The sequence below is a fragment of the Bradyrhizobium cenepequi genome (genome assembly GCF_020329485.1).
Taxonomy (GTDB): domain Bacteria; phylum Pseudomonadota; class Alphaproteobacteria; order Rhizobiales; family Xanthobacteraceae; genus Bradyrhizobium; species Bradyrhizobium cenepequi.
This window is the reverse complement of record NZ_JAGKJI010000054.1, coordinates 31,984-44,498: the sequence shown is the minus strand read 5'-3', so window position 1 is coordinate 44,498 and position 12,515 is coordinate 31,984. Positions and strand designations below refer to the sequence as shown.

Annotated in this window: 13 protein-coding genes; 5 read left to right on the top strand and 8 right to left on the bottom strand. The window is 64.4% G+C overall.

From position 1 onward, the window contains the following. The first annotated feature begins 329 nt into the window (after window positions 1-329). The 3 genes from J6497_RS34265 to dapE all read left to right on the top strand — a co-directional run bounded on the left by J6497_RS34265 (window position 330) and on the right by dapE (window position 3,313). Complete coding sequence (locus tag J6497_RS34265; protein ID WP_225708630.1) at window positions 330-1,019, top strand: pyrimidine 5'-nucleotidase; 690 nt, start codon at window positions 330-332, stop codon at window positions 1,017-1,019. A gap of 171 nt (window positions 1,020-1,190) precedes the next feature. Then, window positions 1,191-2,036 carry a 2,3,4,5-tetrahydropyridine-2,6-dicarboxylate N-succinyltransferase gene (gene dapD / locus J6497_RS34260; RefSeq protein ID WP_225708625.1) on the top strand — a complete coding sequence of 282 codons (846 nt, stop codon included), beginning with the start codon at window positions 1,191-1,193 and terminating at the stop codon, window positions 2,034-2,036. A 110-nt stretch (window positions 2,037-2,146) separates the two neighbouring features. Then, window positions 2,147-3,313: a succinyl-diaminopimelate desuccinylase gene (gene dapE / locus J6497_RS34255; protein ID WP_225708624.1), complete on the top strand. Its 1,167-nt coding sequence runs from the start codon at window positions 2,147-2,149 to the stop codon at window positions 3,311-3,313. A 161-nt stretch (window positions 3,314-3,474) separates the two neighbouring features. Here the strand turns inward: dapE and truA are convergent, their stop codons facing one another. The 3 genes from truA to def all read right to left on the bottom strand — a co-directional run bounded on the left by truA (window position 3,475) and on the right by def (window position 5,822). After that, a complete protein-coding gene (gene truA, locus J6497_RS34250) occupies window positions 3,475-4,212 on the bottom strand; it encodes a tRNA pseudouridine(38-40) synthase TruA (RefSeq protein WP_225708623.1) in 738 nt (245 codons plus the stop codon). 6 nt (window positions 4,213-4,218) lie between these two features. Further along, a complete protein-coding gene (gene fmt, locus J6497_RS34245; RefSeq protein WP_225708622.1) occupies window positions 4,219-5,154 on the bottom strand; it encodes a methionyl-tRNA formyltransferase in 936 nt (311 codons plus the stop codon). 140 nt (window positions 5,155-5,294) lie between these two features. Beyond that, complete coding sequence (gene def, locus J6497_RS34240) at window positions 5,295-5,822, bottom strand: peptide deformylase (protein WP_225708621.1); 528 nt, start codon at window positions 5,820-5,822, stop codon at window positions 5,295-5,297. Between the two features lie 172 nt (window positions 5,823-5,994). On the opposite strand from def, the gene J6497_RS34235 reads away from it, so the two are divergent. Together J6497_RS34235 and J6497_RS34230 are read left to right on the top strand one after the other, a co-directional pair. Beyond that, entirely contained in the window at window positions 5,995-7,203 is a 1,209-nt protein-coding gene (locus J6497_RS34235; RefSeq protein ID WP_225708620.1) for a DNA recombination protein RmuC, read from the top strand. Between the two features lie 148 nt (window positions 7,204-7,351). After that, window positions 7,352-8,719, top strand: coding sequence for an AmpG family muropeptide MFS transporter (locus J6497_RS34230; RefSeq protein WP_225708619.1), 1,368 nt, complete (start codon window positions 7,352-7,354; stop codon window positions 8,717-8,719). A gap of 8 nt (window positions 8,720-8,727) precedes the next feature. Here the strand turns inward: J6497_RS34230 and J6497_RS34225 are convergent, their stop codons facing one another. The 5 genes from J6497_RS34225 to J6497_RS34205 all read right to left on the bottom strand — a co-directional run bounded on the left by J6497_RS34225 (window position 8,728) and on the right by J6497_RS34205 (window position 12,490). Further along, window positions 8,728-9,108 carry a hypothetical protein gene (locus J6497_RS34225; RefSeq protein ID WP_225708618.1) on the bottom strand — a complete coding sequence of 127 codons (381 nt, stop codon included), beginning with the start codon at window positions 9,106-9,108 and terminating at the stop codon, window positions 8,728-8,730. Between the two features lie 66 nt (window positions 9,109-9,174). Further along, complete coding sequence (locus J6497_RS34220; protein WP_225708617.1) at window positions 9,175-9,606, bottom strand: hypothetical protein; 432 nt, start codon at window positions 9,604-9,606, stop codon at window positions 9,175-9,177. A 25-nt stretch (window positions 9,607-9,631) separates the two neighbouring features. Beyond that, the gene (gene recR, locus J6497_RS34215) at window positions 9,632-10,237 is read right to left on the bottom strand and encodes a recombination mediator RecR (protein ID WP_225708616.1); all 606 of its coding nucleotides are present in this window, start codon (window positions 10,235-10,237) and stop codon (window positions 9,632-9,634) included. A 1-nt stretch (window position 10,238) separates the two neighbouring features. Further along, complete coding sequence (locus J6497_RS34210; RefSeq protein WP_225708615.1) at window positions 10,239-10,559, bottom strand: YbaB/EbfC family nucleoid-associated protein; 321 nt, start codon at window positions 10,557-10,559, stop codon at window positions 10,239-10,241. Window positions 10,560-10,651: 92 nt separating this feature from the next. After that, a complete protein-coding gene (locus tag J6497_RS34205; RefSeq protein WP_225708614.1) occupies window positions 10,652-12,490 on the bottom strand; it encodes a DNA polymerase III subunit gamma/tau in 1,839 nt (612 codons plus the stop codon). Window positions 12,491-12,515 lie beyond the last annotated feature (25 nt).

Sequence of the window (12,515 nt, the reverse complement as noted above, 5' to 3'; positions counted from 1 at the left end):
GACCTGTGGATTGTTCACAAACCGCCAGAACGCCATGTTCGCAGCCCAGTCGCCCTGCGCCATCTGGCGCAAACAGACGCTGCGCGTGCAAAGCATAGCCCGGAGAAGCGCCGCCCCCTTTTATCGAGGCGAACGTCTCCAAACTTACCGAGGGACAAATCCGGTTCCTGCTGCATCTCTGGCGCTCCTTCGAATCAAAGCGCCAGAGAGAGAATCATACAAACGCTGCGGCGACGGCACATCATGCCGGCCCGAGTCAATCTGTCGCGTCCCAAAGATGTGTAGATGCCCTAGCGCGTTCGCCGGGGCGACGTGAGAGAGTGGTGAAAATGTCCCCCGCCTTCGACCATATCGACACCTGGGTGTTCGACCTCGACAACACGCTGTATCCGCATCACGTCAATCTGTGGCAGCAGGTCGATGCGCGGATCGGCGAGTTCGTCAGCAACTGGCTCAACGTCACGGCGGAAGAAGCCCGGCGTATCCAGAAGGACTATTATCTCCGCTACGGCACCACCATGCGCGGCATGATGACCGAGCACGGCGTGCGCGCCGATGATTACCTCGCCTATGTCCACCAGATCGATCATTCGCCGCTGGAGCCGAATCCGGCGATGGGGGCTGCGATCGCAAGCCTGCCCGGCCGCAAGCTGATCCTGACCAACGGCTCGACCGACCATGTCGACGCGGTGCTGGCGCGGCTCGGTATCGGCGAACATTTCGAGGCGGTGTTCGACATCATCGCCGCCGAACTCGAGCCGAAACCGGCGCCGCAAACCTATCAGCGCTTCCTGGCGCTGCACGGCGTCGATCCAGGCAAGGCCGCGATGTTCGAAGACCTCGCGCGCAACCTGATCGTGCCGCACCAGCTCGGCATGACCACGGTGCTGGTGGTGCCTGACGGCACGCAGGAAGTGGTGCGCGAGGACTGGGAGCTCGAGGGCCGCGACGCCGCGCATGTCGACCACGTCACCGACGATCTGACGGGATTTTTGCAGCGGCTGCGCGCCACAGGCTGAAAACGTAGCCCGGATGGAGCGAAGCGTAATCCGGGGTTTTGGCGAGTTGAAATCAGTCCCGGATTGCGCTTCGCTCCATCCGGGCTACGGCAGAACCAGCCTTGACTCTCCTGTCCCAAATCCCGAAAAAGCCCCGAATACTTCCCGCCGCCCGCCTCAAGGAATCGCCCGATGTCGCTGTCCGCTCTCGAGTCCATCGTCAACGCTGCGTTCGAAGCCCGCGACGGGATTTCGACCTCGACCACGGGCGAGGTGCGCGAGGCCGTGGACTACGCGCTCGAAGTGCTCGACAAGGGCGAGGCGCGCGTTGCCGAGCGCGAGACGACCGGCAAATGGAAGGTCAATCAATGGCTGAAGAAGGCGGTGCTGCTGTCGTTCCGCCTCAACGACATGGGACAGATCCCCGGCGGTCCCGGCAAGGCGTCGTGGTGGGACAAGGTGCCGTCGAAGTTCGACGGCTGGGGCGAGAACCGCTTTCGCGACGCCGGTTTTCGCGCGGTGCCGGGCGCCATCGTGCGCCGTTCCGCCTTCATTGCCCGCAACGTCGTGTTAATGCCCTCTTTCGTCAACCTCGGCGCCTATGTCGATGAAGCAACCATGGTCGACACCTGGTCGACGGTCGGGTCCTGCGCGCAGATCGGCAAGCGCGTGCATATCTCGGGCGGCGTCGGCATCGGCGGCGTGCTGGAGCCGCTGCAGGCCGAGCCTGTGATCATCGAGGACGATTGCTTCATTGGCGCCCGCAGCGAAGTCGCCGAGGGCGTGATCGTGCGCAAGGGCGCGGTGCTGTCGATGGGCGTGTTCCTGGGCGCATCGACGAAAATCGTCGACCGCGAGACCGGCGAGACCTTCGTCGGCGAAGTGCCGGAATATGCCGTCGTGGTGCCCGGCACGCTGCCGCCCAAGCCGATGAAGAATGGCCAGCCGGGCCCGGCCACCGCCTGCGCCGTCATCGTCAAGCGCGTCGACGAGCGCACCCGCGCCAAGACCAGCATCAACGAATTGCTGCGGGACTAGAACCAGCGTCAACCGCGCGACGCCAGATCGCGCTGGCAGCGACTACACGAAATCGAAATCGTGCCGCGCAAGGCTGGCCCGCCAGCGCCGCGGCGTGTTAAGTTCGTGGCATGACTGATGCGATTTCCATCACCCGCGACCTTGTCCGCTGCCCTTCCGTCACCCCCGCCGACGCCGGCGCGCTCGGCGTGATCGAGAACATCTTGAAAGCTGCCGGATTCGAGGTGCACCGCGTCACCTTCAGCGAGCCGGGCACCGCCGACGTCGACAATCTCTATGCACGTATCGGCGATCAGGCGCCGCACATCACCTTTGCCGGCCATACCGACGTGGTACCGCCGGGCGATGAGTCCGCCTGGACGCATGGCCCGTTCTCCGGCGAGGTGAAGGACGGCTTTCTCTATGGCCGTGGCGCCGTTGACATGAAGGGCGGCATCGCCTGCAGCGTCGCCGCGGTGCTGGACTATCTGAAGGACCATGGCGGCAGGCCGCAAAAGGACGGTAGAGGATCGATCTCATTCCTGATCACGGGCGACGAGGAAGACATTTCGATCAACGGCACTGTGAAACTCCTGAAGTGGGCGGCGGAGCGCGGCGAAGAGTTCGATCATTGCGTGCTCGGCGAGCCCTCCAATGTCGAGGTGCTCGGCGACACCATCAAGGTCGGCCGCCGCGGCTCGCAATCCGGCACGCTGTATGTCGACGGCGTGCAGGGCCATGTCGCCTATCCGCACCGCGCGTCCAATCCAGTGCCGGATATTTCGCGGCTGATCGTGGCGCTGAGCGACGAGCCGCTCGACCACGGCAGCGCACAATTCCAAGCTTCCAACCTCGAATTCACGTCCGTCGACGTCGGCAATAGCGCGAGTAATGTCATCCCCGGCCAGGCGCGGGCGAAATTCAACATCCGCTACAACGACAACCACACCCAGGAGAGTCTCCGCAAGCTGGTGGAGGATCGCCTCGCCAAGGTCTGCGGAAACCGCATGCGCGCCCATATCGTCTGGGAGCCGTCGAACTCGAACGTGTTCGTGACCAAGCCCGGCCCGTTCACCGACCTCGCGGTTGCCGCGATCGAAGCGGTGACCGGTCGCAAGCCGGAGCTTTCGACCTCGGGCGGCACGTCGGATGCACGCTTCATCTCGAGCTATTGCCCGGTGATCGAGTTCGGCCTGGTCGGCCAGACGATGCACCAGATCGACGAACGAACGCCAATCGCCGACCTGGAAAAACTGACGCGGGTGTATCGCGGCGTGCTGGACCGGTATTTTGCGTGAGTGCTCCCTCTCCCCGTTCTTACGGGGAGAGGGTCGGGGTAAGGGGCTCTCTCTGCGGAAACGGTGACAGATGTGCTCGCGGAGGCTCCCCCTCACCCGGATCGCATCTCACGATGCGATCCGACCTCTCCCCACAGGCGGGGCGAGGTGAAGGCACCGACCTAATACTCCACCCGGACCAGATACAATCCCTCCGGCGGTGCCACCGGTCCGCAGGCGGCGCGGTTGCGGGCGGTGAGTGCTGCGGCGAGATCGTCGGCGGTCCAACGGCCTTCGCCGACCCAGACCAGCGAGCCGACCATCGAGCGCACCTGGCTGTGCAGGAATGAGCGCGCCGAGGTGATGATGCTGACCGCATCACCGTTGCGCGTGACGTCAAGCTGATCGAGCGTTTTCACCGGCGATTTGGCTTGGCATTCGGTGTCGCGGAAGGTTGTGAAATCGTGCTTGCCGATCAGGCGCTGCGCGGCTTCGTGCATCGCGTCCGTATCGAGGTGGCGCGGCACGCGCCAGATGCGGCCGATGTCGAGCGCGAGATTCGCACGCGTGTTCCTGATCCGATAGAGATAATGGCGCTTCTTCGCGGAGAAGCGCGCCTCGAAATCGTCATGCACGATCTCAGCCGCGAGCACCGCGATCGGATTTGGGCGAAGGTGCGCATTGAGACCATCGCGCAAACGGTCCGCTCGAAACGGCTTTGCGATGTCGCAATGCGCGACCTGTCCGAGCGCATGCACGCCGGCGTCGGTGCGGCCGGAACCGTGGACGCGGACGTCCTCGCCACACATCGCCTTCACCGCGGCTTCCAGCGCACCCTGCACGGTGGGCGCCGTCTCCTGGATCTGCCAACCAGAGAAAGGCGTGCCGTCATATTCGATGGTGAGCTTGTAGCGGGGCATGACGGCTTACGTGAACCGCGCGCCGGGCTTCAGCGGCGTGCCGCGCAGGAAGTCGACCGACTTCATCCGCGCCTTGCCTTCGCGCTGCAGTTCGAGGACTCGGATGGCACCGTCGCCGCAGGCGATTGCGATGTTATCGTCGAGAACTGTGCCGCCTTCGCCCGAGCCGCTTGCCAGCTCGCAGCGGAGAATCTTGATGCGCACCGGCTCACTATCGTCTCGAAATTCGGCCCAGGCGCCGGGGAATGGCGACAGACCGTGGATATGTCGCAGCACGGCGTGTGCAGGCTTCGTCCAATCGATCCGCGCCTCGGCCTTCTCGATCTTGGCGGCGTAAGTGACGCCGTCCTCACTCTGCTTCCTCAGTTGCAGCCCGCCGCGTTCCAGCGCGGCCATCGCCCGCACCATCAGATCGGCACCGAGCGGGGCGAGCGCATCGTGCAGATCGGCCGCGGTCATCCGGTTAGTGATCGCAAGCCGCTCGGCCATCGCGACATCGCCGGTGTCGAGGCCGACATCCATCTTCATCACCATGACGCCGGTCTCGCTATCGCCGGCCATGATGGCGCGGTTGATCGGCGCAGCGCCGCGCCAGCGCGGCAGGAGCGAAGCGTGCAGGTTGTAGCAACCAAGCCTTGGCGCATCGAGGATCGCCTGCGGCAGGATCATGCCATAGGCAACCACGACGGCCGCATCGGCCTGATGCGCGCGGAATTGTTCCAGCGCTTCCGGCGTCTTCAACGTCTTGGGCGTCAACACGGAAATGCCGAGCCGCCGCGCCTCCTGCTCGACCGGCGTCGGCTGCAATTGCAGGCCGCGCCGCCCGCCCGGTTTCGGGGCGCGAGTATAGACGGCCGCAATCTCGTGACCATGGCCGGCGAGTTCGAGCAGCGTCGGCACGGCGAAAGCGGGCGTGCCCATGAAGATCAGGCGGAGGGGCATGGGACGGGTTACCTTGGCTGAAGGTAGGGTACTCGTCATGGCCGGGCTTGTCCCGGCCATCCACGTCTTTCATGCCCACGGCGTCAAAAGACGTGGATGCCCGGGACAAGCCCGGGCATGACGGCGGATAGCGCGTTGACCTACTCCGCCGCGCGTTTGGCGGCCTTGGCGAACTTCTTCAGCACGCGGTCGCGTTTCAGCTTCGACAGATAGTCCACGAACAGGACGCCGTTCAAATGGTCGATCTCGTGCTGGATGCAGGTGGCGAAGAGGCCCTCGGCGTCCTCTTCATGCACCTTGCCGTCGAGGTCGGTGAAGCGCACGCGCACCCGCGCCGGCCGCTCGACCTCCTCGTAGTATTCGGGGATCGACAGGCAGCCCTCTTCGTAGACCGACTTCTCCTCGGACGCCGAGATGATCTCGGGGTTGATGAAGACGCGTGGCTTCGGCGTGGTCTCGCCGTTCTCGTCCTTCTTCGCGAGATCCATGGTGATCAGCCGCAGCGGCTGCGCGACCTGGATCGCGGCCAGCCCGATGCCGGGCGCCGCATACATGGTCTCGAACATGTCGTCGACCAGCTTGCGAAGCTCCGGCGTGATCTTTTCTACGCGTTGGGAGACGAGCCGCAACTGCTTGTCCGGCAGGATGATGATTTCTCTTAAGGCCATGGCGGGCGATTTAAGCGCTTGATTTGCTGGGGTCAATCGATCCGGAACTGGTTAAGACGGCCTTTAACCATGATTCTTCAGCGCGCTTCTTAACCATGAAATTTCACGGCTTGTTAACCATAAGTGTTCCACTTTCGTTCGCGCTTGGCGGCGAATCGGCTATAGCGCTTGCATGAATGAGATTCTCTTCGTGGTCGGCGACTGGCCGGTCCGCATCGCCGACGCGCTGGTTGCGTTCGGCGTGCTCGTGCTCGCCCTGCTGCTGACCATCGCCATCGTGATCGCGCGGTCATCCCGGCGCGGCGCGGAACTGGCTGTCGCGCAAACCATCCGCGCCGACGAGCTGGAAGAGCGGCTGAGCGAGGTGTTGCGCGCCCAGAGCGAGGCGAGCGGCCGGGTCGATGCGATGACACAGGCGCTCGCCGGCCGCCAGGCCGAGATGGCGCGTGCCGTCAACGAGCGCCTGGATTCGGTCACGCATCGCGTCGGGCAGTCCATGGAACAGACCACGCGCCACACCATGGACTCCTTGCGGCATCTGCACGAGCGGCTCGGCATCATCGACAGCGCGCACAAAAACCTCACCGACCTGACGACGCAGGTGACGACGCTGCGCGACGTGCTCGCCAACAAGCAGTCGCGCGGCGCCTTCGGCCAGGCGCGGATGGAAGCGATCGTGCAGGACGGATTGCCGAAGGGCTCCTACGAATTCCAGTTCACCCTCTCAAGCGGCAAGCGGCCGGATTGCGTGGTGTTCCTGCCGGACCAGCGCCCGCTCTGCATCGACGCGAAATTCCCGCTGGAGGCGATGACGGCGCTGCACGACGCGCGCAGCGACGAGGAACGCAAGATTGCCAGCCAGCGCCTGCGCAACGACGTGATGAAGCATGTCAGCGACATCGCGGAAAAATACCTGATAGCCGGCGAGACCCAGGACACCGCGCTGATGTTCGTGCCGTCTGAATCGGTCTATGCCGAGATTCATGACGGTTTCGACGATGTGATCCAGAAGGCCTACCGCGCCCGCGTCGTGCTGGTGTCGCCCTCGCTGTTGATGCTCGCGATCCAGGTGATGCAGCAGATCATGAAGGACGCGCGGATGCGCGATGCCGCCGACCAGATCCGCACCGAGGTGATCAAGCTCGGCGACGATCTGTCGCGCCTGCGTGACCGCGTGCTCAAGCTGCAGAACCATTTCTCGCAGGTGAACGAGGACGTGCGCCAGATCCTGATCTCCGCCGACAAGATCGAGAAGCGCGCCGGCCGGATCGAGGAGCTCGATTTCAGCAAGTCCGACGCGCCGGTGGAACTGCCGCGGATCGTGACCAGCGGCAGACCCGAGCTGTTCCCCGCACCGCCCAAGCTGCAGGCGGGGGAGTAACCCACCATCCCGTAGGATGGGTAGAGCGCAGCGAAACCCATCAATTGTGGCCGCGATGCAAAGGTGATGGGTTTCGCTGCGCTCTACCCATCCTACAATCGCCGCGCTTTGGCACGGATTTTCCCGTCGAATCTGCTAACAGGGCTGCATGACCGCGCCTGAAGCGACAGCCGCCGCAACCGAGAAAACCAAGCCTGCCGCGTCCTGGCGCGAAGGCCTCGCCGTGTATCTGCAGCCGCGCGTCCTGATCGTGCTGATGCTCGGCTTTTCGTCGGGCCTGCCGCTTGCGCTATCGGGATCGACGCTGCTGGTGTGGATGAGCGAGTCCGGGGTCGATCTCGGCACCATCGGCCTGTTCGCGCTCGTTGGCACGCCCTACACACTGAAGTTCCTGTGGGCGCCGCTGGTCGATGCGCTGCATGTGCCGTTCTTCACGCGCGCCTTCGGCCGCAGGCGGGGCTGGCTGGTTTTTTCGCAGCTGCTCTTGATCGGCGCGATCCTGCTGCTGGCGGTGACGGATCCTGCGCGCTCACCATTGTTCGTCGCGCTGGGCGCCCTATTGGTGGCGACCATGTCGTCGACCCAGGACATCGTGGTCGATGCATTCCGCGTCGAGAGCCTGCCCGAGAGCGAACAGGCAGCCGGCATGGCGTCCTATGTGGCCGCCTACCGCATCGGCATGCTGGTCTCCACCGCGGGCGCGCTGTTCATCGTCAGCGGCTTTGAAGGCAGCGGATACCCGCGCGGCGCAGCGTGGATGTGGGGCTATGTGGTGATGGCTGCGCTTGTGCTGATCGGCACGGTCACCGCGCTGGTCGCCACCGAGCCCAAGCAATCCGCGCGCGCCGAAGCCGCCACGCAGGCGGACAGCGCCTTGATGCGGGTGTTCCACGCCGCGTTGGGTGCGTTCTTCGACTTCCTCCGTCGCAAGGAGGCATGGGCGGCGCTTGCGTTCGTCGTGCTGTTCAAATTCACCGACGCGTTTTCCGGCAACATGACCGTGCCGTTCGTGATTGATATCGGCTTTACCCGCAACGACTATGCCGTGATCGTCAAGGGCGTTGGGGTTGTGGCAACCCTGCTCGGTGGTTTTGCCGGCGGCTACGTGGCCCGACGCTACTCCCTTGCCACGAGTCTGTGGATCGGCGGCGTGGTGCAGGCCATCTCCAATCTATCGTTCGCGTGGCTCGCCTTGGTCGGCGTCAATGAATGGGCGCTGGCGGTCGCGATCTCGTCCGATAATTTCTGCAACGCCATCGGCACCGTGATCTTCGTCGCCTATCTGTCGGCGCTGTGCCAGAACCCGCTGCACACCGCGACCCAATATGCGCTGCTGACGGCGCTGGCGGCCGTGGCGCGAACTTATCTGTCTTCGAGCGCGGGCTATGTGGCGAAGGCGACGGGCTGGCCGATGTTCTTCGCGATCTCCGTGCTGGTCGCGATCCCGAGCCTGGTCCTGCTCGCCTGGCTGCAGCGCCGCAAGCATTTCGGCGAGCTCGGGCCGGTGAGGGTGTAGCCCGGTTCCTACTGCTTAAGGTCCTCTCGGACCTTGCCATTCAGCTTCGTGAACTCGGCCACCAGAGCATCGCAAGCCGGCTTCGGCGCTTCGCACAGGACATTCATTTGAATGGCGATATTGTCGCCCTCCTTGATCACCTTGCGGTGGATGGCGGCTGGATAGGCCGGATGACCGTCGGGCACAAAGGACCACAGGCTCAATGTCGAGGCGTCCTCGATCACGGTCCAGCCGGATTGCATAGAGGCATTGACACCGCCCTTGACACGCAACGCGGCCAAAGCTGACGCGACGGTTGGATATTCCGGTGCTGCCGTGCCCGGTTCGCGCTGAGCGAGGGCGGCGTTTGAAAGGACGATAACTAAAGGCGGGACAAGGAGCGCTCTCATTCGAACCTGTCAACGTTCGGGTCAGTCGCTCACTTGTAGCATTCCCTTCGCTTGCAACCCAAGCGCTCAGTGCTTCGTCACCACGCTCCATTTTGTGACCACCGCTTCGCTCATCTGGCCGGCCTCCTGGGCGCAGGCGACCTCGTCGATCTTCACTGAGATTTCCTTGCCGACAAGCGGCCTCAGTTGCGCGACCTGGGCGTCGTTGGCGGGGACAAGCTGGAACGTCTCCGGACCGGTCTCGAGGTCGCAAAGGCCGTTCGGCGGCGGCAGGCGGCGCGGTTCGCTGGTAAGCTGATACGTGGCGACACGCTTGCCCTTCTTGGCGTCGCGGATGCGCAGGGCGTTGAGCTCGCCCGACAGCACCTCGCCGGCCTGGATCGGCTTGCCCGGCTTCGGCGAAGCCTCTTCGTCTTGGGCCATCGCGGCGGGTGCGGCCAGCACCGCCCCCAGAATGACCGCAAAGCACAGGCGAATGCCGAATCGGTATTTCGTCATCTCATTCAGTTCCGTTGATGTCTAGCTAGAAGAGCGTTCGCTGCCTCATGGCTGCGGATAGCGTACCTTCATCGAGGTAATCAAGCTCGCCGCCGACCGGCACGCCATGCGCCAGCCGCGTCACCCTGACATTGGCCTCTTGAAGCAGATCGGTGATGTAGTGCGCCGTCGTCTGGCCATCCACGGTTGCATTCAGCGCCAGGATGATCTCGCTCACCTGCGGATCATGGGCACGCGCCACGAGCTGATCGATGGTGAGATCCTGCGGGCCGACGCCGTCGAGCGGCGACAGTGTCGCGCCCAGCACGTGATAGCGGCCATTGGTCGCGTTCGCCCGTTCCAGCGCCCAGAGATCGGCGACGTCGGCGACCACGACGATAATGGAAGGATCGCGTCGCGGATCGGTGCAGACCGTGCAGGGGTTCTGCGTATCGATATTGCCGCAGGTCTTGCAGACCTGGATCTTGTCGATTGCTACCTGCAGCGCCAAGGCCAGCGGCGTCATTAAGGCTTCGCGCTTCTTGATCAGGTGCAGCGCTGCGCGCCGGGCCGAGCGTGGACCGAGGCCTGGCAGCCGCGCAAGAAGCTGGATCAGGCGCTCGATCTCAGGTCCGGCAACGCTTGCGGCCATGTCAGGTGAGACCAAGTCCGGGCGGCAGACCGAGCCCGCCGGTGAGCGCCTGCATCTTTTCCTGCATCGCGAGTTCCGCCTTGCGGCGCGCGTCATTATGCGCGGTGACCAGGAGGTCTTCGAGGATCTCGCGTTCCTCCGGCTTCATCAGCGACGGATCGATCCTGACGCCCTTGACTTCCATCTTCGCGCTCATCCGCACGGCGACGAGGCCACCGCCGGAAATGCCCTCGACCTCGACATTGCCGAGCTCTTCCTGCATCGCCTGCATCTTGGACTGCAGTTGCGCCGCCTGCTTCATCATGCCGAGGAAATCAGCCATCGGTGGTCCCTTCAATTTGTTCGCGCATGATCTTCGCCCAAACGCTGCGCGTTTGGGCGAAGGAAAGCCGATCCCCACGTTTCCCGATCATGCTAATCGTCGCCGTCGCCGCTCTCGATGGGGTCTTCGCCGACAATATCGGTTTCCGCCGGCTCGGCGGCAAGCCTGCGCACCTCGACGACCTTCGCGCCGGGAAAGCGGGCCAGAACCTCCTTGACCCGCGGATCGGCTTCGGCTGCGCGCTCGCGCTGGCTCTTCTCGGCAAGATTTTGCGAGCGGATGGTCGGCTGCCCGGCTTCGTTGGAGACGATCACGGTCCAGCGGCGGCCGGTCCATTGTTCCAGCTTGCGCGAGAGATCAGTGACAAGGCCGCGCGAGGCATGCGGCTCCAGCGCGATCTCAAGCCGCCCATCCTCGATCCGCACCAGCCGGACGTCGGCTTCGAGCGCGCTCTTGGTCATCAGATCGCGCTTCTCGCCAGCGAGCGCAAGAAGCTGCATGAAGCTGATGATGCGGAGCGCAGGCGCCGACTGCGTCTCGGGCGCCGCGGCCTGCGGTCGCAGCGAGGCCTCGGCACTGGTCCGGGGCACTGCTGCCGAAGCGCGTGCCGGCAATGAAGTAATTGAGGAGGCAGGCGCGGATGGCGCAGCCCGCGACGCGGTCGTGCCGCCCGGGACCGCCGACGAAGCTCCGCCGCCGTTCTGCTCGATCATCCTGATCGCCTCGTCCGGCGTCGGCAGGTCGGCGACGTAGGCGATCCGCACCAGCACCATCTCGGCGGCGGCGGCCGGACGGGTGGCGGTCTGCACCTCGGCGATGCCCTTGAGCAGCATCTGCCACATCCGCGACAGCACCCGCATCGACAGCTTGGCTGCAAACTCGCGGGCGCGGACGCGCTCGGTCTCGCCGAACGCCACGTTGTCGGCGGTAGCCGGCACGATCTTCACGCGGGTAACGAAATTGACGAATTCGGCGAGGTCGGACAGCACCACGACCGGATCGGCGCCGACATCATATTGTGCGCGGAATTCGGTAAAGGCTGCCGCGATATCGCCGCGCGCCAGCGAATCAAAGAGGTCGATCACCCGCGTGCGGTCGGCAAGGCCGAGCATCTGCCGCACTTCCTCCGCGCGCACGGTTCCCGCCGCATGCGCGATCGCCTGGTCGAACAGCGAGAGCGAATCGCGCACCGAGCCCTCCGCGGCGCGCGCGATGATGCCGAGCGCTTCCGGCTCGACCTCGACGCCTTCCTTGGCCGCGATGCTACCGAGATGCTTCATCAGCACGTCGGCCTCGACCCGGCGCAGGTCGAAACGCTGGCAGCGCGAGAGCACCGTGACCGGGACTTTACGGATTTCAGTGGTGGCGAAGACGAATTTGGCGTGCTCCGGCGGCTCTTCCAGCGTCTTCAGGAACGCGTTGAAGGCCGCGGTCGAGAGCATATGGACTTCGTCGATGATGTAGACCTTGTAGCGGGCACTTGCCGGCGCATAGCGCACGCTGTCATTGATCTGGCGGACGTCGTCGACGCCGGTATGGGATGCCGCGTCCATTTCCAGCACGTCCATGTGCCGGCTTTCCATGATCGCCTGGCAGTGCAGGCCGAGCACAGGCATCTGGATGCTCGGTCCCTTCACCGAACCATCAGGCAATTCATAGTTCAGCGCACGGGCCAGGATGCGGGCGGTGGTGGTTTTGCCGACCCCGCGCACCCCGGTCAGGATCCAGGCCTGCGGGATTCGTCCGGTCTCGAATGCGTTCGAGACCGTGCGCACCATGGCTTCCTGGCCGATAAGGTCGTCAAAGCTCGACGGGCGGTATTTGCGCGCCAGTACCCGGTAGGGGCGCGCGGCCTCGGGCGCGCCACCGATATCGAGGCCGGCCTGGCCGGCGCCGTCAGCCTGATTTGTGGGAGCGCCAGCGTCGTTCATTGGTCGATCCGCAATTGAATGTCTC